The organism is Sphingobium sp. Cam5-1 (assembly GCF_015693305.1).
Lineage (GTDB): Bacteria > Pseudomonadota > Alphaproteobacteria > Sphingomonadales > Sphingomonadaceae > Sphingobium.
Genome location: NZ_CP065138.1, coordinates 2,218,746 through 2,241,852, shown reverse-complemented (window position 1 = coordinate 2,241,852; position 23,107 = coordinate 2,218,746). Strand labels below are relative to the sequence as shown.

Annotated in this window: 26 protein-coding genes and 1 tRNA gene; 7 read left to right on the top strand and 20 right to left on the bottom strand. The window is 61.4% G+C overall.

Annotation, left to right across the window (positions count from 1 at the left end; genetic code table 11):
* Positions 1-125: 125 nt before the first annotated feature.
* Together dmeF and IZV00_RS11200 are read right to left on the bottom strand one after the other, a co-directional pair.
* Complete coding sequence (dmeF, locus tag IZV00_RS11205; protein WP_196224719.1) at positions 126-1,124, bottom strand: CDF family Co(II)/Ni(II) efflux transporter DmeF; 999 nt, start codon at positions 1,122-1,124, stop codon at positions 126-128.
* Entirely contained in the window at positions 1,121-1,393 is a 273-nt protein-coding gene (locus tag IZV00_RS11200) for a metal/formaldehyde-sensitive transcriptional repressor (RefSeq protein ID WP_196224718.1), read from the bottom strand. Before IZV00_RS11200 ends, dmeF begins: the two co-directional genes overlap by 4 nt.
* Before the next feature lie 91 nt (positions 1,394-1,484).
* On the opposite strand from IZV00_RS11200, the gene crtY reads away from it, so the two are divergent.
* The 4 genes from crtY to IZV00_RS11180 all read left to right on the top strand — a co-directional run bounded on the left by crtY (position 1,485) and on the right by IZV00_RS11180 (position 5,690).
* Complete coding sequence (crtY, locus tag IZV00_RS11195) at positions 1,485-2,636, top strand: lycopene beta-cyclase CrtY (protein ID WP_196224717.1); 1,152 nt, start codon at positions 1,485-1,487, stop codon at positions 2,634-2,636.
* Positions 2,636-4,117: a phytoene desaturase gene (locus IZV00_RS11190; protein WP_196224716.1), complete on the top strand. Its 1,482-nt coding sequence runs from the start codon at positions 2,636-2,638 to the stop codon at positions 4,115-4,117. The genes crtY and IZV00_RS11190 overlap by 1 nt, the downstream gene beginning before the upstream one ends.
* Positions 4,114-4,695 carry a TIGR00730 family Rossman fold protein gene (locus IZV00_RS11185; protein WP_196224715.1) on the top strand — a complete coding sequence of 194 codons (582 nt, stop codon included), beginning with the start codon at positions 4,114-4,116 and terminating at the stop codon, positions 4,693-4,695. The genes IZV00_RS11190 and IZV00_RS11185 overlap by 4 nt, the downstream gene beginning before the upstream one ends.
* A gap of 95 nt (positions 4,696-4,790) precedes the next feature.
* Positions 4,791-5,690 carry a phytoene/squalene synthase family protein gene (locus IZV00_RS11180; protein ID WP_268934785.1) on the top strand — a complete coding sequence of 300 codons (900 nt, stop codon included), beginning with the start codon at positions 4,791-4,793 and terminating at the stop codon, positions 5,688-5,690.
* A gap of 107 nt (positions 5,691-5,797) precedes the next feature.
* Here the strand turns inward: IZV00_RS11180 and IZV00_RS11175 are convergent, their stop codons facing one another.
* From IZV00_RS11175 to IZV00_RS11115, 13 genes are all read right to left on the bottom strand, one after another.
* The gene (locus tag IZV00_RS11175) at positions 5,798-7,222 is read right to left on the bottom strand and encodes an ammonium transporter (RefSeq protein WP_196224713.1); all 1,425 of its coding nucleotides are present in this window, start codon (positions 7,220-7,222) and stop codon (positions 5,798-5,800) included.
* Between the two features lie 13 nt (positions 7,223-7,235).
* On the bottom strand, positions 7,236-7,574 hold the full coding sequence (locus IZV00_RS11170; RefSeq protein ID WP_196224712.1) for a P-II family nitrogen regulator: 339 nt from the start codon (positions 7,572-7,574) through the stop codon (positions 7,236-7,238).
* Positions 7,575-7,731: 157 nt separating this feature from the next.
* Positions 7,732-8,307 carry a DUF924 family protein gene (locus IZV00_RS11165; RefSeq protein ID WP_196224711.1) on the bottom strand — a complete coding sequence of 192 codons (576 nt, stop codon included), beginning with the start codon at positions 8,305-8,307 and terminating at the stop codon, positions 7,732-7,734.
* A gap of 54 nt (positions 8,308-8,361) precedes the next feature.
* Positions 8,362-9,804 (bottom strand): metalloprotease TldD, encoded by a 1,443-nt coding sequence (gene tldD, locus IZV00_RS11160; RefSeq protein ID WP_196224710.1) that lies wholly within the window; start codon positions 9,802-9,804, stop codon positions 8,362-8,364.
* A 57-nt stretch (positions 9,805-9,861) separates the two neighbouring features.
* On the bottom strand, positions 9,862-10,089 hold the full coding sequence (locus IZV00_RS11155; protein WP_196226624.1) for a zinc-finger domain-containing protein: 228 nt from the start codon (positions 10,087-10,089) through the stop codon (positions 9,862-9,864).
* Between the two features lie 72 nt (positions 10,090-10,161).
* Positions 10,162-10,237: transfer RNA gene (locus tag IZV00_RS11150), tRNA-Val, on the bottom strand.
* A gap of 82 nt (positions 10,238-10,319) precedes the next feature.
* Entirely contained in the window at positions 10,320-11,267 is a 948-nt protein-coding gene (locus tag IZV00_RS11145; protein ID WP_230463186.1) for a winged helix DNA-binding protein, read from the bottom strand.
* Positions 11,268-11,568: 301 nt separating this feature from the next.
* Positions 11,569-12,420, bottom strand: a complete 852-nt coding sequence (locus IZV00_RS11140) for a D-amino-acid transaminase (protein ID WP_196224709.1) — start codon at positions 12,418-12,420, stop codon at positions 11,569-11,571.
* A gap of 69 nt (positions 12,421-12,489) precedes the next feature.
* Positions 12,490-13,890, bottom strand: a complete 1,401-nt coding sequence (locus tag IZV00_RS11135) for a UdgX family uracil-DNA binding protein (protein ID WP_196224708.1) — start codon at positions 13,888-13,890, stop codon at positions 12,490-12,492.
* 6 nt (positions 13,891-13,896) lie between these two features.
* The gene (locus IZV00_RS11130; protein WP_196224707.1) at positions 13,897-14,361 is read right to left on the bottom strand and encodes a hemerythrin domain-containing protein; all 465 of its coding nucleotides are present in this window, start codon (positions 14,359-14,361) and stop codon (positions 13,897-13,899) included.
* Between the two features lie 60 nt (positions 14,362-14,421).
* Entirely contained in the window at positions 14,422-14,778 is a 357-nt protein-coding gene (locus IZV00_RS11125; RefSeq protein WP_443020046.1) for a hypothetical protein, read from the bottom strand.
* A gap of 76 nt (positions 14,779-14,854) precedes the next feature.
* Entirely contained in the window at positions 14,855-16,105 is a 1,251-nt protein-coding gene (locus tag IZV00_RS11120; protein ID WP_196224705.1) for a putative DNA modification/repair radical SAM protein, read from the bottom strand.
* 68 nt (positions 16,106-16,173) lie between these two features.
* Entirely contained in the window at positions 16,174-16,932 is a 759-nt protein-coding gene (locus tag IZV00_RS11115) for a class II aldolase/adducin family protein (protein WP_196224704.1), read from the bottom strand.
* Positions 16,933-17,153: 221 nt separating this feature from the next.
* Here IZV00_RS11115 and rpsU point away from each other — a divergent pair, with 221 nt between their 5' ends.
* Complete coding sequence (gene rpsU, locus IZV00_RS11110) at positions 17,154-17,360, top strand: 30S ribosomal protein S21 (protein ID WP_004208618.1); 207 nt, start codon at positions 17,154-17,156, stop codon at positions 17,358-17,360.
* 73 nt (positions 17,361-17,433) lie between these two features.
* Positions 17,434-17,994 carry an FKBP-type peptidyl-prolyl cis-trans isomerase gene (locus IZV00_RS11105; RefSeq protein ID WP_196224703.1) on the top strand — a complete coding sequence of 187 codons (561 nt, stop codon included), beginning with the start codon at positions 17,434-17,436 and terminating at the stop codon, positions 17,992-17,994.
* Positions 17,995-18,046: 52 nt separating this feature from the next.
* On the opposite strand, the gene IZV00_RS11100 is transcribed toward IZV00_RS11105, so the two are convergent.
* From IZV00_RS11100 to pyrE, 5 genes are read right to left on the bottom strand one after another with little or no spacing between them, the layout of a single operon-like run.
* Positions 18,047-19,126, bottom strand: a complete 1,080-nt coding sequence (locus IZV00_RS11100; protein WP_196224702.1) for an AI-2E family transporter — start codon at positions 19,124-19,126, stop codon at positions 18,047-18,049.
* Positions 19,127-19,149: 23 nt separating this feature from the next.
* Entirely contained in the window at positions 19,150-20,046 is an 897-nt protein-coding gene (lepB, locus tag IZV00_RS11095) for a signal peptidase I (RefSeq protein ID WP_196224701.1), read from the bottom strand.
* 32 nt (positions 20,047-20,078) lie between these two features.
* The gene (gene acpS / locus IZV00_RS11090) at positions 20,079-20,480 is read right to left on the bottom strand and encodes a holo-ACP synthase (RefSeq protein WP_196224700.1); all 402 of its coding nucleotides are present in this window, start codon (positions 20,478-20,480) and stop codon (positions 20,079-20,081) included.
* The gene (locus IZV00_RS11085) at positions 20,477-21,214 is read right to left on the bottom strand and encodes a pyridoxine 5'-phosphate synthase (RefSeq protein ID WP_196224699.1); all 738 of its coding nucleotides are present in this window, start codon (positions 21,212-21,214) and stop codon (positions 20,477-20,479) included. The genes acpS and IZV00_RS11085 overlap by 4 nt, the downstream gene beginning before the upstream one ends.
* A 5-nt stretch (positions 21,215-21,219) precedes the next feature.
* Complete coding sequence (gene pyrE, locus IZV00_RS11080) at positions 21,220-21,801, bottom strand: orotate phosphoribosyltransferase (protein WP_196224698.1); 582 nt, start codon at positions 21,799-21,801, stop codon at positions 21,220-21,222.
* Positions 21,802-22,083: 282 nt separating this feature from the next.
* On the opposite strand from pyrE, the gene coxB reads away from it, so the two are divergent.
* Entirely contained in the window at positions 22,084-23,100 is a 1,017-nt protein-coding gene (gene coxB, locus IZV00_RS11075) for a cytochrome c oxidase subunit II (protein ID WP_196224697.1), read from the top strand.
* The last annotated feature ends 7 nt before the right edge of the window (positions 23,101-23,107 follow it).

Genomic DNA, 23,107 nt, shown 5'->3' with positions numbered 1-23,107 from the left:
ATCCTTATGGGATCGATATGCGAGGCCGCCCATGAGTGCTTCCTGAACATGCCCGTCACTTATCGTTCAGCAACAGGCCATTGGTCGCAAAGACATTTCCGTTCAGCCTGAATGGAAACCTGCATTCAACCGCACTCGACCGTGACATGCTCCATCCGTGGTAGCGCGCGCACCCGCTGGCGCACGGCGGCCACATCGCCGCCCGGCGCCAGGCTGATGATCGCGGCATGGGCATGCGGCCCGATCCGCCAGACATGCAGGTCATGGATGATCGCGCCCTCTGCCTCCACCAGCGTCTTGATCCGCTTCATCAGGACGGGTTCAGCGGTGTCCAGCAGGATGGCCGAGGTGTCCTTCATCAACCCCCATGCCCAGCGCGCGATAACCACCGCGCCCAATATGCCCACCGCCGGGTCGAGCCACCACCAGCCCATATAGCGCCCGGCGAGCAGCGCCGCGATCGCCAGCACGGATGTCAGCGCGTCGGTCAGCACATGCACATAGGCGGCGCGCAGATTATTGTCGGCATGACCCTTCTTATGGTCATGTCCATGATCGTGATCATCATGGGTATGTCCGTGATGATCATGGCTATGATCATGCCCCAGCAGCAGCGCACTGATCAGGTTGATGGCAAGGCCAATGACCGCGACCAATGTCGCCTCGCCAAATTTCACCGATACCGGCTCAAAGAAGCGCAGCACCGATTCGACCAGGATGAACAGCGCCGTGACGCCCAGCAGCAGGGCGGATGCAAAGCCCGAAAGGTCGCCGACCTTCCCCGTCCCAAAGGTAAAGCGCGGGTTGCGGGCATGACGCCGCGCATAGCCATAGGCCGCCGCCGCCACGGCCAGCGCGCCAGCATGGGTCGCCATGTGGAACCCGTCGGCCAGCAGGGCCATCGATCCGGTGATCCAGCCAAAGGCGATCTCGACCACCATCGTCGCGGCGGTCAGCCACACGACCCACATCGTCCGCCGGGCATTCTGGTCATGCCCTGCGCTCAGGTAAATATGGTCGAAATAATGGCTTTCCTCGTCATCCCCATTGGTGGGGAAGGGGGGCAGCATCTCGTTTTGGGCCTTTGCTGCGTCATGATCGTGGCTGTGGCCGTGCATCGTCATTTCCCATACCGCCGGATCAGCTCCAGCATTTCTTCCGCCGCCGCCTGCCGCTCTTCATCGGTCAGGCCGGGGCGGGCGACATGGTCGCGCATATGCTGCTCGATCAGCTCCTCCATCAGGCTACCGACCGCGCCGCGCACCGAAGCGACCAGCTGCAACGTCTCCGAACAGCCTGCATCTCCACCCAGCTGCCGCTCGATCGCGCCGACCTGCCCCGCAATGCGCCGCACCCGCGCCAGCAGCTTGTCCCTGTTTTCGATCACATGCATAGGATACCCCCCTATCCTATGCGGCCATTTTCGTCAAACCCCGTTCTTTTCGCCAATTGCTTCATTAATTCGCCCTCCCTAACAGGACAGCATGGCCAAGACGTTCGACTGCGACCTCGCGATTCTGGGCGGCGGCCTTTCCGGCACTCTGACAGCTCTCGCCTTTGCCCGACTCCGCCCCGACATCGACCTGCGCCTGATCGAACGCGGCCAATCGCTGGGCGGCAACCATCTCTGGTCCTTCTTCGACGGCGATGTCCGCCCCGCCGATCGCTGGCTGGTCGACCCGCTCATCACCCATCGCTGGCCCCAGGGCCACGATGTCCGCTTCCCCGCCTACCAGCGTCGCCTCCCCACCGCCTATAACAGCATCGCCTCCGCCCAACTCGACGCCCACGCCAACCAATTGCTCGGCGATCGCGTCCTGCTCAACGCCGACGTCATCCACATTACGCCGACCAGCGTGACCCTTGGCGACGGTTGCCATATCCAGGCCCGCGCTGTCCTAGATACTCGCGGCGGCGGCGATATGTCGGCGCTGGAGTGCGGCTGGCAAAAGTTCGTCGGACAGGCCCTTCGCCTCAACCATCCACACGGCCTGGAACGCCCGGTGATCATGGACGCGACCGTTGCGCAGATCGACGGCTACCGCTTCATCTATCTGCTCCCCTTCGATGATCGCACCCTCTTCATCGAGGACACCTATTATAGCGACGACCCCGCGCTCGATGTCCCGGCGCTCACTGGCCGGATTGCCGTCTACGCGGAAGAGCAAGGCTGGCAGGTCGAAGAGGTCATCCATCAGGAAAGCGGCGTCCTTCCCGTAGTCCATGGCGGCAACTTCGATCGCTTCTGGCCAGCGGAGGATGGCATTGCCCGCGCCGGGGTACGCGCCGCATTGTTCCACCCGATGACCGGCTATTCGCTCCCTGACGCTGTCGCCACCGCGCTCTGGCTCGCCGACCAGCCGCTCGAAGACCTTGCCGCCGCCACCCACGCCCGCGCCAAGGCGCATTGGAAGGCGGGCGGATATTACCGACTGCTCGGCAAGATGCTCTTCCGCGCTGCCCGGCCGGATCAGCGATGGCGCATCTTCGAGCGTTTCTATCGCCTCAATCCCCATCTGGTCGGTCGCTTCTACGGTGGCCGATCAACTTGGGCCGATCGCATCCGCATCTTGTGTGGACGCCCGCCGGTGCCCATAAGGAGCGCCATGCGCGCATTGTTGACCCCCTCCGCCTGATGAACCGCAAATCGATAGTTATCGGGGCGGGCTTTGGCGGCCTTGCTCTTGCGATCCGTCTGCAATCGGCGGGCATCGACACCACGCTAGTGGAAGCGCGGGACCGTCCTGGCGGGCGCGCCTATATGTGGGAGAAGGACGGCTTCGTCTTCGACGCAGGCCCGACCGTCATCACCGATCCAGATTGCCTTGCAGAGCTCTGGCGCCTGTCCGGCCACGACATGGCGGAAGACGTCAGCCTGGTGCCGGTCACGCCCTTTTACCGGCTGAACTGGCGCGACGGCACGAACTTCGATTATTCCAACGACGAAAACAGCCTGCGAGCGCAAATCGCGAAGCTGAACCCGCAGGATGTCGCCGGGTATCAGCGCTTTCTCGACTATGCTGACGGCGTGTATGAGGAAGGCTATCGCAAGCTCGGCTCGGTGGCTTTCCTCGACTTCGCCTCCATGATTCGCGCTGCCCCAGCGCTGGCGAAACACCAAGCATGGCGTTCGGTCTATTCGATCGTCTCTTCCTATGTGAAGGACGAAAGGCTGCGGCAGGCGCTGTCCTTCCACACGCTTCTGGTCGGCGGCAATCCGATGCAGACCAGCGCGATCTATGCGCTGATTCACAAGCTGGAAAAGGATGGCGGCGTCTGGTTCGCCAAGGGCGGCACGAACCGCCTGGTGCAGGGCATGGCAACGCATTTCGAACGGCTTGGCGGCACGCTGCGCCTCGCCGACCCCGTCGTGCGCATCGAGACCCATGGCGATCGCGCCGTTGGGGTTTCGACCGCGTCGGGTTGGCGGGGAGAGGCCGATGCGGTCGCCACGAACGGCGACCTCATGCATAGCTATCGGGACCTTCTCGGCCATCACCCAAGGGGGCAGAAGCAGGCGGAGAGCCTCGCGAGAAAGCGCTGGTCCCCCAGCCTTTTCGTGCTGCATTTCGGCATCAAGGGCAGCTGGCCCGGCATTCCCCACCATATGATCCTGTTCGGTCCGCGCTATGAAGGGCTGCTGACCGACATCTATGATCACGGCGTGCTGCCGCAGGATTTCTCGCTCTACCTGCACCACCCGACCGTCACCGATCCGTCGATGGCGCCGGACGGGCATTCGACTTTCTACGCCCTTGCGCCCGTGCCGCACATGGGCAAGCTGCCGATCGATTGGAAGCAGTTTGGCCCCGCCTATGCGGAGCGCATCCTTGACGAGATCGAACATCGCCTCATCCCCGACATCCGCTCTCGCATAGTCACGCAATTCCACTATGCGCCGCCCGATTTCCAGAGCGACCTGTCCGCGCATCTGGGCAGCGCCTTCAGCCTTGAACCGCTGTTGACGCAAAGCGCCTGGTTCCGCGCCCATAACCGCGATGACGTGATCCCGAATCTCTATCTCACCGGTGCCGGTACTCATCCGGGGGCCGGCATCCCTGGCGTCGTCGGTAGCGCCAAGGCGACCGCCGCGCTGATGCTCGAAGACCTGCTGTGAAGCGGCTGGCCGTCTATTGCGGATCGGCTTTGCCTGCTGATCCGGTCTATGTGGAATCCGCTCGCCAAGTTGGCCGCACGCTTGCTGAGCGCGGCATTGGGGTCGTCTATGGCGGCGGACGGCTGGGTTTAATGGGCGCGGTGGCCGATGCCGCGCTCGAGGCGGGAGGCGAGGTAATAGGCGTCATTCCGGAAGCCCTGGTACAGGCTGAGGTCGCGCATCAGGGCTGCACCGAGCTTCATGTCGTCCAGACCATGCATCAGCGCAAGGCACTGTTCACCGATCTGTCCGATGGCTTTATCACACTCCCCGGCGGCGTTGGCACCATGGATGAGTTATGGGAGGCGATCAGCTGGGCGCAACTTGGCTATCATGCCAAGCCCGTTGGCCTGTTGAATGTGTCGAGCTTCTATGACCAGCTCATCGCCTTTAACCGGCATATGATCGACACCGGCTTCATCCGCCTGCAACATGCCGACATCCTGGTCCATGCCGACTCGATTGAGGCGCTGCTCGATAAAATGGCAGCCTACCAGGCGCACGAGCCGATCTTTTCGATGAAGGCCGACAGGCTGTAATTCGTGCCACCCTTGCGGCGACCATCGGCGCGAGGCATGGCCGCAATGTGAACATTCTCGATCGCACCGCCCTCGTCGCCCATGCCCGCGAAAGTATCGTCCGGGGTTCCAAATCCTTCGCCTTGGCATCGAAGCTGTTCGACCGGCAAACGCGTGAGCGCGCCTGGCTCCTCTATGCCTGGTGTCGCAAGTGCGACGATATCGCCGACGGGCAGGATCATGGCGGCGTAATGAGAGGCGTGGCCGATGGGCAGATGCGTCTTGCCAGCATGAGGGCACTGACCGATGCCGCCCTGCGCGGCGAGCCCACGGGCGATCCCGCCTTTGATGGCTTTGGCGTGGTGATGCGCGAATGCGCCATCCCGGCCCGCTATGCGCATGACCTGATCGAAGGGTTCGCGCTTGATGCTGAAGATTGGCGGCCCCAGAGCGAAGCGGACATGCTGCGCTATTGCTATCATGTTGCTGGCGCGGTGGGCTGCATGATGGCGGTGCTGATGGGGGTTGACCCGGCGGATGAAGCTACGCTGGATCGTGCGTGTGATCTGGGCTTGGCGTTTCAGCTGGCCAACATTGCTCGCGACATCGGTGAGGATCAGGCGGCAGGACGCTGTTACCTGCCCCAGCAATGGCTGGCGGAGATGGACATTCCTTCGGACAGGCATATGGAGCCAGGCTTCCGTCCGCAGCTGGTGATATTGGCGCGGCGTCTCGCCGGGCTAGCCGCGGATTATGAGGCGAGCGCGCGGCATGGCACCGGCGCATTGCCGCCGCGCTCCGCCTGGGCGGTTCTGGCCGCAGCGGGCATTTATGGCGATATCGCTCGGGAAGTGGATCGACGGGGCGGTCATGCCTGGGATGATCGCGTGGTGACGCCGAAGAGTGAAAAACTGGGTTGGGTGTTCCGGGCGGGGTTGCAGATCGTGGCCCGGTCCCGCCGCTGGCCTTTATCGGTGCCCCGACCGGCACATCTCTGGACCCGCCCAAACGCCTGACATCAAAAAAAAAGGACCGATACTTTCGTACCGGTCCCGAGGCGTGTTCGCAGGAGGAACATCGTGTGGCGGGCGGGCCGTTCTTTCCAGCCCGCCCTGCCGAAGTCTCAGTAGTTGTAGGCGCGCTCGCCGTGGCTCGCGAGGTCCAGGCCTTCCATCTCGGCGTCGCGGCTCGGACGCAGACCCATGGTCTTGTCGATGATGAAGTAGAGGATCGCGCTGCCGATGCCCGAGAAGAGCAGGGTGAACACAACCGCCTTGGTCTGGATCCAGACCTGGGCCGGGATGCTGTAGGCTTCCGGATGGAAGGCCGCCGGGAAGACTGTATAGTCGAACACGCCCTGACCGCCGAGCGAAGGAGCCGCGACGATGCCCGTCGCGATCGCGCCGACGATGCCGCCGACGCAGTGCACGCCGAACACGTCCAGGCTGTCGTCATAGCCGACCTTGCCCTTCACGAATGCCACGAAGAAGTAGCAGATCGGCGAAACAAGGAAGCCGAGCACGATCGAGGTCATGGGAGCCGCGAAGCCCGCAGCCGGAGTGATAGCGACCAGACCAGCCACCGCACCGGTGACGGCGCCCAGCAGCGAAGCCTTACCGTGGTGGACCTGTTCGACCAGCGACCAGCTTACCGCCGCCGCGCAGGTGGCGACCATGGTGTTGATGAACGCGACGCCAGTGACGGCATTGGCTTCCAGGTTGGAACCGGCGTTGAAGCCGAACCAGCCGACCCACAGCAGGCTGGCGCCGATCATGGTCATGGTCAGCGAGTGCGGCGGCATGGGTTCCTTGGGGAAGCCGACGCGCTTGCCGATCATGATGGCGCCGACGAGGCCCGCGATACCCGCGTTGATGTGGACGACGGTGCCGCCCGCGAAGTCGAGCGCGCCCCAGCCCCAGAGCATGCCATAGTCGGTAGGAGCATCAGCCAGGAAGTCCGGGCCAGCCCAATACCAGACCATGTGCGCCATCGGGAAGTAGATGAAGGTCAGCCACAGCACGACGAACACGATCAGGGAGGAGAATTTCACACGCTCCGCGAACGCGCCGACGATCAGCGCCGGGGTGATCATGGCGAAGGTCATCTGGAAGACGACGAACACGAATTCCGGCAGATAGACGTTGTTGCTGAACGTCGCGGCCGATGTCGTGCCGTCGACGCCCATCAGGAACGCCTTGGAAAGACCGCCGAAGAAATGATTGTCGCCACCCGAGGTGAAAGCGATGGAATAGCCCCAGCAGGTCCAGACCAGGCCAGCCACGGAAACGATCGTGAACACCTGCATCAGGATGCTTAGCATGTTCTTGGTGCGGACCAGGCCGCCGTAGAACAGGGCAAGGCCCGGAATCGACATCATCAGGACCAGCGCGGCCGAGATCAGCATCCAGGCGACGTCGCCCTTGTTGACCATGCTGGCCATTGCAGCGGCGTCTGGCGCCTTTATCGGCGCGGCGAGCGCCGGTGCGGCTGCGAGAAGGGTCAGCGCAGCCGCCCCCATTACGCCGCAGAATTTCTTGGAAAAGGTCATTATTCCCCCCTTCTTACAGCGCGGTTTCGCCGGTCTCGCCGGTGCGGATGCGCACGGCCTGACCGACATCGAGAACGAAGATCTTGCCATCGCCGATCGCGCCGGAATTGGCAGCCGCCTGGACCGCTTCGACTACGCGCGGGGCGAGATCGTCATCGCAGACGACCTCGATCTTGATTTTCGGAACCATGTTTGTGGAATATTCGGCGCCCCGATAGATTTCGGTTTGCCCCTTCTGGCGGCCGAAGCCCTTCACCTCGGACACCGTCATGCCGGCGATGCCTAGCGAGGAGAGTGCCTCGCGGACATCGTCAAGCTTGAACGGCTTGATGATAGCCATGACAAGTTTCATGTCGCCCCCTGTTAATGGTGTGCGGCGACATTGCAGCAAAAGGCGTGCCAATTGGTCAGCGCCGTTCAAAAGCGGGCTTTTTAGATTGGCATTAAGTGCTGCCCGCCAAAAAAATGGGCAGCCTGTTTGCGCTGCCCAAAAATTGGGCAGCTTCTCCCTACCAGTTGGCCGTCATACGGACGGCGTCTTTTTCCTCCGGCAAAGTGGGCCGCCCGAGCGCAGCGTTTCGATGCGGGAAGCGACCGAAACGGGCAATCACGTCATGATGCTGACGGGCATATTCCAATGACCGCCCATCGCCTGCTGCCTCGAACAGGCTCAGCGACAGCTTCTGATCTTCGATATCCTCGCTATGCTGGAACGGCATGTAGAAAAATCGACGGCCCGCGCCGCCAATCTGGATGTCATAGCCATGGGCAATTGCGCCGCGCGCGACGGTTCGAGCGAGTTCGTCAGTTTTAAAAGCCTCGGCGGTGCCGCGAAACATATTACGAGGCAATTGATCGAACAACAGAACTGCGGCCAATGCGTCATCAGCCCGATCAAGGAATGTCTCAGCAACTAAGGTCCGTTTTTCTTCCCACAGCTGACAAAAGCGAGCCGCGCATTGTTGGTCCAGCTTTGGATCATGCTTCCACCAGCCCTCTTCCCCGACCTGATTGAACCAGAAGTCCAGCAGGGCAGCCGCCCAATCGGCGGTCACGGCGTCATGGCTGTCCGTAAGCATGTTCATACAGGAAAAAAGAAGCAGTGGGCCGCAGGTTCCGCAGCCCACGGCGCCAGGATATCAGGTCGCCGTGCCGCCGACCGTCAGCCCTTCGATCAGCAGGGTCGGCTGCCCGACGCCCGCTGGAACGCTCTGTCCACCCTTACCGCACATGCCGATGCCTTCATCCAGAGCCCAGTCACTGCCGATCCCGATCACCTTGGTTAGCGCGGTTGGTCCATCGCCTATCAATGTCACGCCCTTGATCGGGTCGCCTAGCTTTCCATTCTCGACCTTATAGGCTTCGGTGCAGGAAAAGACGAATTTGCCTGAGACGATGTCGACCTGGCCTCCGCCAAAGCTCTTGGTGAAAATGCCGGAACCCATGCGGGATAGCAATTCCTCCGGGTCATCATGGCCGCCTTTGATGAACGTATTGGTCATGCGCGGCATCGGCGCATGGGCGTAGCTTTCGCGACGGCCGTTGCCCGTGGGCTCCACGCCCATAAGCCGGGCGTTCAGGCGATCCTGCATATAGCCTTTAAGGATGCCATCCTCGATAAGGACATTCTCCCTGGTAGGCGTGCCCTCGTCATCGATCGAGAGCGATCCACGGCGGCTGAGGATCGATCCGTCATCTACCACCGTGACGCCGGGAGCCGCAACGCGCTCACCGATCCGGCCGGAAAAGGCGCTCGTACCCTTGCGGTTGAAATCACCCTCCAGGCCATGGCCGATCGCCTCATGCACCAGTACGCCCGGCCAGCCCGGCCCTAGGAGCACCGTCATTTCGCCCGCAGGCGCGGCAACCGATCGCATGTTAACTTGCGCCTGCGCCAGCGCCTCTTCGATGGCCCGGTTCCATATCGCGGCATCCATCACCTGATCGTAAAGATAGCGCCCACCAATACCGAAGCTGCCGGTTTCGCGGCGGCCGTTTTCTTCAAGGATCAGCGAGACGTTCAGCCGCACCAGCGGCCGGATGTCAGTGGCGGTAAAGCCATCGGCACGGACGATTTCCACGACCGACCAGCTCCCGGCCAGACTGACCGAAACCTGCGCTACGCGGGGATCGCGCGCGCGCGCTGCCGCATCGATGGCAGCGCACAGCGTGACCTTCTCAGCGAACGGGACGATGTCCAGAGGGTTGGCGTCTGTGTAGAGATGGCGGTTGGTCCGCTGTGGCGGCGGAGCGGGCTGGCCCTTGGCCGGGTCCAATAAGGTCAGCGTTTCGGCCGCCCGGCGGATCGCTGCTTCGCTGATATCGTTGGCATGGGCAAAGCCCGTCATCTCGCCCGACACGCCGCGCAGGCCAAAGCCCGCATCGGTCGAATAGTCGGCGGTTTTCAGTCTTCCATCGTCGAACCCGAAACTCTCGCTGGCCCGATATTGCAGATAGAGCTCGCCATCATCGCAATTGGCGAGCGCCTGCGCCGTCAGCCGCTGCGCGCCATCGGGATCAAGCAAGCCCGGCCGGTAGAGAAGGCCGCGCGCGTCAGTGAACTGGGAAACGATGTTGGTCATGCCGCCCGATATAGGAGCGACACAGCCCAAGCCCAATCAAATTCGAAGGGCGCTTCTTTAGATGCTCGCGCCGGATGAAATGTCGGGCAGGCCCGCAACTTCCGGTGTATCCGCAGGACCGCCAATCAGGACGAAGCGCTTGTCGCAATAACCGCAATCGACATAGCCATGTTCGTCAATCTCCAAGAACACGCGCGGGTGACCCAGAGCGGCGGGAATGTCGCCTGACCCGTCGCATGAGACGCGGGCTTTGGTGACTCGAAGAATTTCAGGCGGCTGTATCATGATGGCGTCGATTAGCAGCGGCTCCATCGCACCGCAATATCCGGCACGGCTTTCTGGCAGCAGCATAAGGGGTGGTGGGCGATGACGGGCTCGAACCGCCGACATTCTCGGTGTAAACGAGACGCTCTACCAACTGAGCTAATCGCCCGATACCGCATCCATGCCGGTGCAGCCGGAGCGCGCCTATCTAGGCCAATCAGCGCGCGGGTCAAGCGTTGATGATCAACGAGTCACGCACAAAGAAAACGGCGGCTTGCCATGAACCAGCGTGTCAGGGCTTGGGCCGTCTCTTCCGCAAGGGCGATGAACACACGGCGGCCATCATGCGGATCGGCCTGCCGATGAACGATGCCCTTGTCTGTCAGCGTTCGAATCCAGCGCAGCGCTGTGGTGGGCGGCACTGCCGACGCGATGCACAGGCTGGAAACGGAAACGCGCTCCTGCTCCAGACGCGCCGCCAACAGATCCAGCAGCATGTCCCATGCGGGATCGGCAAACAGTTCGCCGGGCAGGAAATCTTCACGCAACCGCCGCGCGCGCAGCATGTCCCGCACCTGCGCGGCACCCAGCGCTGCTTCGTCGGCGGCGGTTGGCTGACCACCCATCGGCTCGACGGTGGGCATGCCGATATAATCGCTTGCTCGATCCGAAATGCGGGGTCCCAATGCGAAGGAGGGGGTCGCATGCCGCGGCCGCGATGTCAGCGCCTCCAGCGTCCGCGCAAGGCGGCTGACCTCTTCGCTCAGCTGTTGCAGGCGGACGCCCTCGCTTTCCTGATTGACTTCATGAACCGTGCGCTGCGGCGTCGTTCCCGCAGCAGTCAGCAAAGCGGCGGCGAGGTCTGTCTGATCCGGCGTGCAGAGCAGTTGCGTGCGGTCGCTCCGCATGCAGGCAAAGGCAAGGTCGATCGTGTCGAGACCGGCAATCAGAATGACGGACATGTCATTTTGAACCGCCAGAGTCTCCACCTGCACCAGCAATCGCTCGAGCAATGCGGACGGGTTTGTGCAGAAGAGCAGAATGACGTCGCACCCCACCTGCATGTCGAGCCGCAGCATCGCCTGATCCAGCGGCACGATATCGAGGAGCCGGAACTGGGCGGCCTCTGCCAGTCCTGCGACATCGTCCAGAAAGACGTCGTCCGCCAGAATAAGGAGTCCCGCGCGAGGGTCTCTCATCCCATAGATTTCCTCGCTGCTGGATCCAAATTCAGTCCGGGGGCGATCCATTTCCACCTGTTACTCCTGTCCCTGCTTTGTTCCGAACCTATCGCAATATCGCGGCGGCGCGCCTGCTCTTTCCTCCGGATCGGACATGCCAGCTTCCCTTCATTGACCGATAATCCTGCTGACCCGCCCGATTTCACGAGGCTCGGCCCTCGCTGTCGCCAAAATGGTTTGGCTTTTCGCCGAAATGGCGGGACGCAAAGAAGAAGAGGCGACCCATCCAAAATGGATGTTGTTATGCCCGATTGTCGTTTCAGACCGCCGTCCGGCGCGCAAAATCGATGTAGAGCTGGCGTAGCCGGGTGGCGACCGGGCCGGGAGTGCCATCGCCGATCTTGGTCCCGTCGATACGCACGACCGCCTGGCAGAGCGTTGATGCACTGGTGATGAAGGCTTCGCGGGCCTCTTTGGCTTCCGCCACGGAAAAGGGGCGGTGGACAACACTGAGGCCACTCTCCTCGGCTAGCGCAGTGAGTGCAGTGCCGGTGCATCCGGCAAGCACGGCTTGTGAATAAGGGCGGGTGATGATGCCGTCGTCCGTAACCAGAAAGGCCGTGGAAGATGCGCCTTCGGTGATGAAGCCGTCCTCCACCATCCAGGCTTCCTGTGCCCCCGCCTCGGCCGCGATCTGTTTCGCCATGGCTTGAGCCAGCAGGCCGACACTCTTGATGTCGCGCCGCGCCCACCGCAGGTCGGGTGTCGTGACAACCGCAATGCCGTTCCGCACAGCGGGAGAATCGAGAAAGCGCTTGGCCTGCGTGAACATGACAAGCGTTGGCTGCAAAGCCGACGAAGGCAGAAAGTCGCGCCCTGCGTCGGCGCCCCGCGTCAGTTGCAGATAGATCAAGCCCTCTTCGAGATCATTGCGCGCTGCCAGTTCCTTCTGCACCGCTTCAATCTCGGCAAGGGAGACGGGAAGGCTAAGCCCTATTGCGGCCGCCGAACGTTCAAGCCGCACCAGATGCGACGCGCTGTCGATCAGCCTGCCATCAATGACGGCTGTCACTTCGTAAACGGCTTCGGCGAACAGAAAGCCGCGATCCAGCACCGAGACCCGCGTTTCGGCGAGCGGCAGGAACTGGCCATTGTGATAGGCGATGGACATGAAGCGCTAAAATCCTCCGGCGTGAACGTATGCGATGTTGCCGGGGCAGGATCGTCGGTCAAGCAAGGATCATCGGCTTAGCGTCTTTACCCGCTCTCCTATCTCTCGCAAATCTTCGACAAATCGCGTTCGCTCGGCCGCCTTTCGCGCCTCATCGGGTACGCGCAGCAGGAAACTCGGATGCACGGTCACCCAAGCTTCGGTGCCATGTTCGAGCGGAATCGGCGCGCCTCGCGTCCGGCTGATCGTCACGGCTTTGCCCAATATGGCGCGGGCGGCAGTCGCGCCCAAAGCCACCACGACGCGCGGACGAACGAGGGCCAACTCCTGATCCAGCCACCAGCGGCAGGCAGCAATCTCGGATGTGTCAGGCGTCTGGTGGAGGCGCCTCTTGCCCCGTCGCTCATGCTTGAAATGTTTGACGGCGTTCGTGACATAGACGCTCGCGCGGTCGATCCGGGCTTCCTCTAATGCCTGGTCCAGCAACTGGCCTGCGGGACCCACGAAGGGGCGCCCGGCAATATCTTCCTGATCGCCCGGCTGTTCCCCCACGAGAACCAGGGGCGCATCGATGGGGCCTTCGCCGAACACAGTCTGGGTGGCGTCGCGATAAAGGGGGCAGCGGGTGCAGCCCATCGCCTCCTCGCGCAATCTGGTCCAGGCAGCAATCGCGTTGCTGGCGCGGGCAGGGGACTTGGGAGGAGTGGCGATCATGGCCGCTTCCCGTGCCTGCGCCCCGGCGACAAGGTCGGGGATGAGGGCCGCCTCCGGCAGGTTGCGCCAGTATTTCTTGGGCATCTCGGACAGCATGGCTCGCTGCTTGAGCCGGGCGGGGTTGAATGTCGCAGCATAATAGCTTTTCCAGATTTCCTCGACCGGGTCGCCGCCCGGCGTATCTGCCTTTGAAGCGCCGGGACTTTCTTCCAACCTTTCGCCATCCCAATGGATACTGAGTTCAGGCGTCAGGATCGACCATCGCATCGATGCGAAACGCCGCACGAAAAACCCGGCATTCGCGCGGACGATATGATGATCAGGCTCGAACCAGGCGACGAAACGGGCTCCGTCAGCATCCTGCATTTCGCGGAATCGGACAAAGGCGCGCATCTTATGCATGTCGCGCCGAACCTCTTTTGCCAGCATCTCGACACGGCGGACGAGAGGATCGGCTTGATCGTCCATGCGAGTGGGGGTTTGCCGCACCTTGATCAAAAGCGCGTAGAGCAAGGCAAAGCGCTCTCCATCCCGATGCAGTATTGCGCTCTCGGCTAGTTCCAGAAAGGCGCGCGGTACTGAAAATGCTCCGCCGCCATTTTCCAGAAGCGGCGGATCGAAGGCCAGCAGCGGCCCGCCTTCTCCCTCGACCCGCCAGCCAATATCCTGAGCAGCTACGCCAGCCAGAGCGAAACGACGGGCAGCATCGCGCCACCCGCCGAAATCATCCGGCCTGCTCAGCAGCACCTGATACATGGCCGATCAATCGGACGATTCTGCTCGCTCCAGTTCGGCGGGCTTGCGCCGGGCGAAGGTGGTAGCGAGTTTCAATTCTTCCTCATCGGTCAGCTCGGCTGCCGCATCGGGGAACATCTCCTCTTCCTCCTCCTCGATATGGTGAAGATAACGCTTCTTCAGCGTGGCGAAAGTTTCCCGCCATTCAGGACTGTTGAATGGCTGCTCCTGCAGCTCCTCCAGATAATCGTCGATTTCCTTGTGCTCGGCTACGCTATGCTGTGCATCTTCGCGCAGGTCGGGGCGGGCGAGCATCGTTGCATAGAGCGTCTCTTCCTCCGCCGCCGCATGTGCGGTGACTTCGACGCGAAACTGTTCGAACAGCTTCTCCAGCCGATCGTTATGGTCCTTCGCGTCAGCCATTTTCTCAAACAGCTGGCGATGGGCGTCATGATCTTGCTTCAGTTTGTCGAAAATCGTGGCATTGGCCATGATGTCCTCCTCTTGATTTAGAGGACACAACGAAAGGCGGTGAGCTTTGGGTCCGCTGGTTCAGCCGAACAGGAAATGGAAGATGATCGCAACCGGTATCCACAGCAGGCTGCTGGCGATGCTCGTCAGCCACACCTGTGCCACATCCCTGCGAAAGCGCAGGTCCAGGCCCGACATCGACAGGCCGCTTTCATCCAGTAATTCCCACCGGCGTTCCATGTCCCTCGCCACCATTGCAAAGCCGCCGATTGCGATAATCAGGGCAAGGTGCAGCACCAGCGAGCCGCCCATCCTGGCGACGATACCGATCTGAAGAAGGCAAAAAACAACAAGCGCAATGGCCAGATGGCTGCTCATGCGCTTGGCATACCGCCCGCCATGAGATCGTGCTGAATCCTTGTTGAATGCCGTTGCCACCAGCGCCTTCCCCTCGACTATTATTAAATCTCAAGAAATCACGAAGTGCCGCACTTATCAATAAGGAAAACTACCGTCAGTCGAAAAGCTCCAGTTGCGAAGGGGGAGGGGTGAGCTGCCGTTGAAGGTCGGCCTTGTCGGTGAGGTGAACCGGCCTCCAATCGCTGGCGACCAAAAAGGGCCGCAGCTTGGCAATCGAATTTGTCACCCGCGCGACATCGTCCAGCCGAAGGCGGCGGACCCTGCGGCTCGCCAATATGCGATCGACAGCCTTTACGCCCAAGCCCGGCACGCGCAGCAACATCTCCCGCGGGGCGCGGTTCACATCTACCGGGAATATTGCCCGGTGCCGCAAGGCCCAGGCCAGCTTGGGATCGATGTCGAGAGGCAAATGCCCTGTTTCGGGGTCGGTCGCCTGTTCAAGATCAGCCACTGAAAAGCCATAAAAGCGCATCATCCAGTCCGACTGATACAGGCGGTGTTCGCGCAGTAGTGGAGGGCGCTTTAACGGAAGGACGCTGCTCGGCGAGGGAATGGGCGAAAAGGCACTGTAATAGACGCGCCGTAGAGCATGGCGGTCATATAGAGATCGCGCACGTCGGATGATTGCCCGGTCGTCCGCGCCGTCGGCCCCTATGATCATCTGCGTTGATTGTCCCGCAGGGGCAAATCGCGGCGCGTGGCGGTAGTGCTTTTGGGCATCGCTTGTGTCTTCGATGGCAGTGCGCAGCCCGCTCATCGCGCCTTCGATCCGCGTTCCATCTTTCTCTGGCGCCAGTCGCCGAAGCCCCTGCTCGGTCGGCATCTCGACATTGATCGACAGCCGGTCAGCGAAAAGTCCCGCCTGATGCGTCAGTTCCGGATCGGCATCAGGGATCGTCTTGAGATGAATATAGCCGCGAAAGTCATGCTCTTCCCGCAACGCTCGGGCCACGCCGACCAGCTGTTCCATCGTATAATCGGGCGATCGTATGATGCCGGAGGACAGGAAAAGTCCCTCAATATAATTGCGGCGGTAAAAACTAAGGGTCAGTTCGACCACTTCGCCCACGGTGAAGCGCGCCCGGCGAACGTCGCTCGACCGGCGATTGATGCAATAGTGGCAATCAAAGATGCAGCTATTCGTCAGTAAAATCTTGAGCAGCGATATGCATCGCCCGTCAGGCGCATAAGCATGGCAGATACCCATGCCTTCGGTTGATCCTAGCCCGCCCTTCCGCCCTGACAAGCTATCGCGCTTCTTCGTTCCGGAGGATGCGCATGAAGCATCATATTTGGCCGCGTCGGCGAGGATTTTCAGCTTCTGCGGAATGGAAAGGACAGTCATGAGTTCATGTTATGTTCTTTTCCTCCACTTGTCCTTGATCTAGATTGCGAACCGCGTTGAGTGGGACATCAGTTTTTCCATCCTGGATCTATCCGATCGATCAACCGAACCATTGCCTCAAAATCAGGAACGCCCGGCCCGGTCGGCAACTGCACGCCGCTGATATCGCGTTGATGTACGGCAATCACTTCGTCCGGAATGTCGACGGGGGTGCCCGCTGAACCCGTCGCTACCTGTATCTCGCAGGCGCGCTGAAGCATCCAATGCATGAGGAATGCCTTGGGAAGAGTGTCCGCCATGACCAGGGTGCCGTGGTTGCGCAGCATCATCATCCGGCGGTCACCAAGATTGGCGATCAGCCTGTCGCCTTCTTCGGGGCGCAGGGTGATGCCTTCAAAATCGTGATAGGCGATTCGCCCGGCAAAGGCGGCGGCATAGAAATTGGTCGGACGCAGCCCCTCCTGTGTCGCGCTGACCGCCATGGCGGCGGTCGTGTGTGTATGGATGACGCAGTGGGCGTCGGGCAGGTGGCGGTGGAAGACGCTGTGCTGGGTAAAACCGGCGCGGTTCACTGGATAGGGACTGCCGTCCAATATATGCCCGTCAATGTCGATCTTGACGAGGTTGGACGCCGTCACCTCGGAATAGAGTAAGCCGAACGGGTTGATCAGGAATGCGCTGTCGTCGCCGGGCACGCGCAGGGTGATATGATTGTAGATAAGTTCCGACCATCCCATGTGGTCAAATATGCGGTAGCATGCAGCCAATTGCTGGCGCGCTTTCCATTCTTCGATGGGCATGTCATCAGCGGAAACGGCGGTTGCCATGGCGGTCCTCCTAACCCTGTCGCCGTAACTATCCTCCCGGGCGGCGCTGCTGTCGAGCGAAACGGCTTTGGGGTTGAATTTGGCCGACTCTGCTGGTAGGGCGCGCCCCACACGGCGCAGGCTGCCCTGCGACGACTCATCGCTATTACTTTCGGTAGGCCCGTCGGGAAGGGTTTGTTTCCTGACGAACCGCCTGTTTTCGACTGGAGTTTGACTGGATTATGCAAATCATCGTTCGCGACAACAATGTCGACCAGGCCCTGCGCGCGCTCAAGAAGAAGCTGCAGCGTGAGGGCGTATATCGCGAGATGAAGTTGCGCCGTCACTACGAAAAGCCCTCGGAAAAGCGCGCCCGTGAAAAGGCCGCCGCGGTTCGCCGCGCGCGCAAGCTGGAGCGCAAGCGCGCTGAGCGTGACGGCGTTCGTTAAGACGTTCGTTTTTAAGGGGCGGTGGTTCTCCGCCCCTTTTTGCTGATCATCCGCATCTGCGAGGCTTAGGTCCATGTCCACGACCGCTGTTCCCCTTCGTCCCATCGCCAAGGGGTCGCTGACGCGTCTCTGGATCGGTGTTGCCGCCGTGGCGATCGCCGCGGGCGGCTTGGCCTGGGCCGGGCAGCGCGGGGTCGAGCCTTCGCCTGCCAGCTACCTCGCCCGCAATGCCGGGGAGGAAGGCGTGGTCACGACCGAATCGGGCCTCCAGTACAAGGTTCTGGAAGAGGGCACTGGTCCCAGCCCCACCGCAGCGGACGTGGCGCTGGTGGGATATAAGGGCACTTTGCTCGACGGCACTGTCTTCGACGAAAATGCCCAGACCGCGATGCCGGTCGATGGCGTTGTGCCGGGCTTTTCCGAGGGTCTGCAGAAGATGAAGAAGGGCGGCAAGTACCGTCTCTGGATCCCGCCGCAGCTTGGCTATGGCGAGCAGGCGGCTGGACCTATCCCCGCCAATTCCGTGCTGGTCTTCGATGTTCAATTGCACGATTTCAAATCGAAGGCCGACATCATGCGGATGCAGCAGATGATGCAGCGGGGCGCGGCTCCTGCGCCGCTTCCCGGCCGCTGATCGCATCGCCGAAATGTAAAGAATAGAAGGGTCCGGTTTTCGGACCCTTTTTCTATTCGGTAACGACGATCCCCTTTGATTCGGGGCCATCGTTCATCGCCTTCGACCGTTCCTCCAGATAGACCTTGATCATCGCCACGATCGGGTCGGCCAGGAACAGGCCCATTATTCCAAACAGCGCGCCGAACAATATCTGCGCAGCCAGGACCAGCGCAGGGGCAAGATCGGTGGCCCGCTTCGCCACCATGGGAACGATCAGGTAACCATCGACGATTTGCACTACGAGATACACGAAAAAGGCATAGATTCCAGAATCCACCCCCGCCGAAAATCCGACGAGCACGATCAATACGCCCGATATGATCGACCCGATGTTCGGCAGAAAAGCGAACAGCCCGGTCAGAATTCCGAGCAGGCCAGCCATTGGGACACCCCCCGCGAGCAGCAGCAGCCAAGTCCCAACGCCCTCGACCGCCATGCCAATCAGTCGGCCGAACATCAAACGGCGCAGCGTCCACCCCATTCTGTCCACAACATTATAGAAGCTTAAGCGGCTGCTCATGGGCAGCATCCATGCGACGCCCCGCTCGTAGAGACGCGGCTCCACCGCAATGAAAATCGCGAGTACCAGCATCATTACGCCGCTCGTCACGGCGCCCATGACGGTGCCGACTGCGGCGGTGACCCGACCGATCGAATTGAAAGCCTGAGTAGCGAGGCTTTTGAAATCATTGGGTGTCGTCGTCACGCCCAATTGCTGCATCCAGCCACCGATGCGGGTGACCTGAGTCTCCACGATCGTGCGCATGGCCTGCGCCTGCGCGGCCAAACTCGCACCCGTCAGGTAGAATGTGTAAACTAGGAACAGCAGGGCGGCGAGGAGCACGATCGTAAGGCGCCAGCCTCGGCCGATCGGCAAGACACGGCCAAGTAGACGCGTGCCGCCGTCCATCATGCTGGTCAGGACCAGCGCTCCAAGGATGAGCATGATTGGTTGCGCGAGCAAGGCTAGCAGTGCGACGGCAACCGCCATGGCGATCCACACGCCCGCGCGTTTTATCTCATGCTGAACGAGCGGGCTTCGCAGTTCACTCGGACCCGGTTGCTCAATGTGGACGTGTTTCCCGCTCAATCACCAGCCCCTTTGCGGATATATTATTTCGGGGGTGGAACGCTCTCCGGGCGTAAGCTGTTCCCCGCCCGGCCACTACGCAGCGCGTGAATCCAGGTAACGGGATTCCAGCTGGAATTGCCGTCGAGCGAAAAAGTAATGAACTCCGCCCGTCCGCCAATCGCTTCCCAAGGGACAGGCCCCCCAAGGCCGTTCTCCTCAAGCGGCGCGCGGCTGTCGGCGCTATTATCCCTGTTGTCACCCATCAGGAAGACATGGTCGCGTGGAACGCGCACCGGACCATACCAATCCAGCGCGCTCGGCCCCATGTCGATCGTCACATAGCTTTTGCCATTGGGCAGGATCTCCTGCCGCACAGGCAACTGACAATATTCCCGCCCGTCTGCTCCCGTGATGCGGGCGCCGGGGAACTGGGTAGGGGAACAGGGGGCGTTGCCATCGATCGGGATCAGTACCGGCTTGATTGCCTTCTGAGGAACAGCGACGCCGTTCAGGATGACCTGTCCGCCCCGGACCTCGATGATGTCGCCCGGCAGGCCGATCACCCGCTTGATATAGTCCTCCCGCCGGTTATGCGGCGACACGATGACGATGTCGCCACGCTCAGGCAGGCGGCCGAAAATGCGGCCCTTCAGAAAGGGAAGGGGGTGGAAACTTGGTGAAACATAGGACCAGCCGTAAGGGAATTTGCTGACCACCAGCCGGTCGCCCTTCAGCAACACCGGCATCATGGATTCGCTCGGGATGTAAAAGGGTTTGGCGACGAAGCTGTGAAAGGCCAGGACTGCTAGAATCAGAAGCGCGATGCTCTTCATCTCATGCCACCAGTCGATCGCACTCTTGTCCGTTCGGGCTGGCGATGCCGCCGCCGGCTCTTCTGTGGAAAGCGGGTCGTTCTCGCTCATGTCGGCTGCCGTCATGGATGGCTTCTCGGATACTGGTGGTGCCGTGGTCACTGGGGCTGAGCCTCAAGGATGACAAATGCCTGCGCCCATGGATGATCATCGGTTAGCGTGACGTGAATGACCGCCTTGTGTCCATCGGGCAGCATTGTTTGAAGCTGTGCGAGCGCGCCGCCGGTCAGCTCCAGCGTCGGTGCGCCACCTGGGCGATTGACGACGCCGATGTCCTTCATGAACACGCCACGATTAAAGCCCGTTCCTACTGCTTTGGAAAAGGCTTCCTTGGCGGCGAATCGCTTGGCGAGCGTTCCGGCCTTGGTGAACGGGCGGCGGTTTGCCTTGGCGCGTTCGACTTCGGTGAAAACGCGCTGTTCGAACCGCTCGCCAAAGCGATCGAGCGAATTTTGGATCCGCTCGATGTTGCATAGGTCGGAGCCGAGGCCGATGATCAACGCGCCAGGTCCATCTGCCGTCGCATTTCGCGGATGCTGCTTTCCAACCCGCTGAAAATGGCCTCGCCAATCAGGAAGTGGCCGATGTTGAGTTCGGCCACCTGCGGAATTGCCGCCACAGGGCCAACATTGTCGAAAGTGAGGCCATGACCAGCATGGGGTTCGATGCCGTTTTTGGCCGCCAGCGCCGCAGCGTCGGATATGCGTCGCAACTCCTCAGCGCGCGCTGTGCCGGAAATATGCGCATAGCGCCCTGTATGAAACTCCACCACCGGAGCGCCTAAGTGCATCGCCGCCTCGATTTGTGCCGGATCAGGTTCGATAAAAAGGCTGACGCGGATCCCCGCGTCCCCCAGCGCGCCGACGATCGGTCGCAGCGTCTCGATCTGTCCGGCGGCATCCAGACCGCCCTCGGTCGTCCGCTCCTCGCGCTTTTCAGGCACGATACATGCCGCATGCGGCCGATGCTTCAACGCAATGTCCAGCACCTCCCGCGTTGCGGCCATTTCCAGGTTCAGCGGAACGGTAAGGGCCGCCATCAGCGTGGCGATATCCTCGTCCCGGATGTGCCGCCGATCCTCGCGCAGGTGCGCCGTGATGCCATCGGCCCCCGCCTTCACGGCCAACAACGCCGCCTTGACGGGATCAGGATGTTCTCCCCCCCGCGCATTCCGGATGGTGGCAACATGGTCGATGTTGACACCCAGGCGCAGGTGGGCGGGAGTTTGCTGCATGATGCCTATTGTTTCCGGCTTCCAGGTTTGATCGCGGGGATGGCCGCTAGTTCCGGCGGGACATCATCTGCTTCATATACAGGGAAATTGATGCTGACGAGCGGGTAGAAGGGGACGCCCAGATCCACTTCGCCTGCGGATCGATCGACCAGCGCTACTTCGGCGATAACGATGCCGCCTTCGGCCTCCACCGCTTCAATCGCCTGGCGCGACGACAGCCCGGTCGTGACAACGTCTTCAACCATCAGCACTTTTTGGCCGGGCGTTATGGCGAAGCCGCGCCGCAGCTCGAACTTTCCCTCGGGCCGTTCCAGGAATACAGCATCCTTGTCGAGCGCGCGCCCGACTTCATGGCCGATGATAAGGCCGCCCATGGCGGGCGAGACGACAAGGTCGATGTCTTGCCGCAGTTCGCGGGGCAGCTTTTGCACGACTGCGCGCGCGAGGCCGCCTGCGCGTTCGGCGTTCATCAATACCCGCGCGCATTGCAGGTAGTTGGCGCTACGGCGGCCCGAGGACAGAATGAAATGTCCCTCCAGCAGCGCACCTGCTGCCCTGAATTCTGCCAGTACTTCCTCGTCGGTCATCCGGTTCTTCGATCCATCAGTACATGCCCAGGCCTATTTCGGGGCCATCTGGCACATCAACTTCGGCCATGGGCAATGCCCATGAACGCGCCCCTGCGCGCGAGGTGCGAGATAGGCGGACGACCGGGGCGTTGCAACAGTGAAGAAAATCTGCTCCTGCCCGCTTGAGGCAGGAAAAAAGCATGCCTATAAGCCGCGGCAGACCGACCGGGCGGAGGGGGATGCGTATGCGCGCGCCTTCGTTGCAGCGGCGCCAAGGGGTTACGGGGTAAGAAGACGCTTATGAAAATGGTGAAATCGCTCGTTCTCGCCGGGTTGCTGGCCTTTGCGCCAGCTGCGGTGTTGAACAGTCAGGCGCTGGCGCAGGACAATGCCGCCGTCGCAGCCGCCGCTGCGGGCAATGCCGCCGCGCCCGCCGACTCGGGCGCCAATGCGGCCGCTCCTGCTGCCGAGGCTGCGCCTGCGGCCAAGGTTGCCGCCCCGTCCCGTATGAAGCCGACCGAAGGCATCGGCATGCCGCGCCCCGGCGAAATCACCCTGCAGGAACAGTTCAGCCCCACGGGTCATACCGCTCGCTGGCTGCACGATGTGCTGCTCCTGCCGCTCATCACGATCATCTCGGTCTTCGTGGCCCTCCTTATGCTCTATGTGATGATCCGCTTCCGCCGCAGCGCCAATCCGGTGCCGTCGAAGACATCGCACAATACGCTGATCGAAGTGATCTGGACTGTGGTTCCCGTGGTGATCCTTCTTGTGATCGCGGTACCCTCGATCGGCTTGCTGGCTGATCAGTACAAGCCTGCGCCCAAGGATGCGTTGACCGTGAAGGTCACGGGCTATCAGTGGTATTGGGGATATGAATATCCCGACAATGGCATTCCTGAATATGTCTCGAACCTGCTTCCCAGGGAAAAGGCCGAGGCGAATGGCGAGCCTTATCTGCTTGCGCCTGACAACCGCATGGTTCTTCCTGTTGGCCGCCCGATCAAGCTGATCATCACCGGTGCTGACGTGATCCACGCCTTTGCGGTCCCGTCGCTCTGGGTGAAGATGGATGCCGTTCCTGGTCGTCTCAATGAGAAGACCTTCACAATTGAGAAGCCGGGCGTCTATTACGGGCAGTGTTCCGAACTGTGCGGCGCGCGTCACGGGTTCATGCCGATCGCGATCGAGGCGCTGCCTCCTGCCCAGTTTGACCAGTGGGTTCTCTCGCAGGGTGGCAAGCTCCAGGGCGCTGACGCCGCAGCTACAGCTGCTGCTCCAGCCGCGCCTGCCGCCGCTCCCGCCGAAAAGCTTTGATGTAAGG

What these genes read in the sequence shown, in the direction of transcription:
- dmeF (WP_196224719.1), bottom strand. Translation starts at nt 1,124, where the DNA reads ATGACGATGCACGGCCACAGCCACGATCATGACGCAGCAAAGGCCCAA.
- IZV00_RS11200 (WP_196224718.1), bottom strand. Translation starts at nt 1,393, where the DNA reads ATGCATGTGATCGAAAACAGGGACAAGCTGCTGGCGCGGGTGCGGCGC.
- crtY (WP_196224717.1), top strand. Translation starts at nt 1,485, where the DNA reads ATGGCCAAGACGTTCGACTGCGACCTCGCGATTCTGGGCGGCGGCCTT.
- IZV00_RS11190 (WP_196224716.1), top strand. Translation starts at nt 2,636, where the DNA reads ATGAACCGCAAATCGATAGTTATCGGGGCGGGCTTTGGCGGCCTTGCT.
- IZV00_RS11175 (WP_196224713.1), bottom strand. Translation starts at nt 7,222, where the DNA reads ATGACCTTTTCCAAGAAATTCTGCGGCGTAATGGGGGCGGCTGCGCTG.
- IZV00_RS11170 (WP_196224712.1), bottom strand. Translation starts at nt 7,574, where the DNA reads ATGAAACTTGTCATGGCTATCATCAAGCCGTTCAAGCTTGACGATGTC.
- IZV00_RS11165 (WP_196224711.1), bottom strand. Translation starts at nt 8,307, where the DNA reads ATGAACATGCTTACGGACAGCCATGACGCCGTGACCGCCGATTGGGCG.
- tldD (WP_196224710.1), bottom strand. Translation starts at nt 9,804, where the DNA reads ATGACCAACATCGTTTCCCAGTTCACTGACGCGCGCGGCCTTCTCTAC.
- IZV00_RS11155 (WP_196226624.1), bottom strand. Translation starts at nt 10,089, where the DNA reads ATGATACAGCCGCCTGAAATTCTTCGAGTCACCAAAGCCCGCGTCTCA.
- IZV00_RS11145 (WP_230463186.1), bottom strand. Translation starts at nt 11,267, where the DNA reads ATGAGAGACCCTCGCGCGGGACTCCTTATTCTGGCGGACGACGTCTTT.
- IZV00_RS11140 (WP_196224709.1), bottom strand. Translation starts at nt 12,420, where the DNA reads ATGTCCATCGCCTATCACAATGGCCAGTTCCTGCCGCTCGCCGAAACG.
- IZV00_RS11135 (WP_196224708.1), bottom strand. Translation starts at nt 13,890, where the DNA reads ATGTATCAGGTGCTGCTGAGCAGGCCGGATGATTTCGGCGGGTGGCGC.
- IZV00_RS11130 (WP_196224707.1), bottom strand. Translation starts at nt 14,361, where the DNA reads ATGGCCAATGCCACGATTTTCGACAAACTGAAGCAAGATCATGACGCC.
- IZV00_RS11120 (WP_196224705.1), bottom strand. Translation starts at nt 16,105, where the DNA reads ATGACTGTCCTTTCCATTCCGCAGAAGCTGAAAATCCTCGCCGACGCG.
- IZV00_RS11115 (WP_196224704.1), bottom strand. Translation starts at nt 16,932, where the DNA reads ATGGCAACCGCCGTTTCCGCTGATGACATGCCCATCGAAGAATGGAAA.
- rpsU (WP_004208618.1), top strand. Translation starts at nt 17,154, where the DNA reads ATGCAAATCATCGTTCGCGACAACAATGTCGACCAGGCCCTGCGCGCG.
- IZV00_RS11105 (WP_196224703.1), top strand. Translation starts at nt 17,434, where the DNA reads ATGTCCACGACCGCTGTTCCCCTTCGTCCCATCGCCAAGGGGTCGCTG.
- lepB (WP_196224701.1), bottom strand. Translation starts at nt 20,046, where the DNA reads ATGACGGCAGCCGACATGAGCGAGAACGACCCGCTTTCCACAGAAGAG.
- IZV00_RS11085 (WP_196224699.1), bottom strand. Translation starts at nt 21,214, where the DNA reads ATGCAGCAAACTCCCGCCCACCTGCGCCTGGGTGTCAACATCGACCAT.
- pyrE (WP_196224698.1), bottom strand. Translation starts at nt 21,801, where the DNA reads ATGACCGACGAGGAAGTACTGGCAGAATTCAGGGCAGCAGGTGCGCTG.
- coxB (WP_196224697.1), top strand. Translation starts at nt 22,084, where the DNA reads ATGAAAATGGTGAAATCGCTCGTTCTCGCCGGGTTGCTGGCCTTTGCG.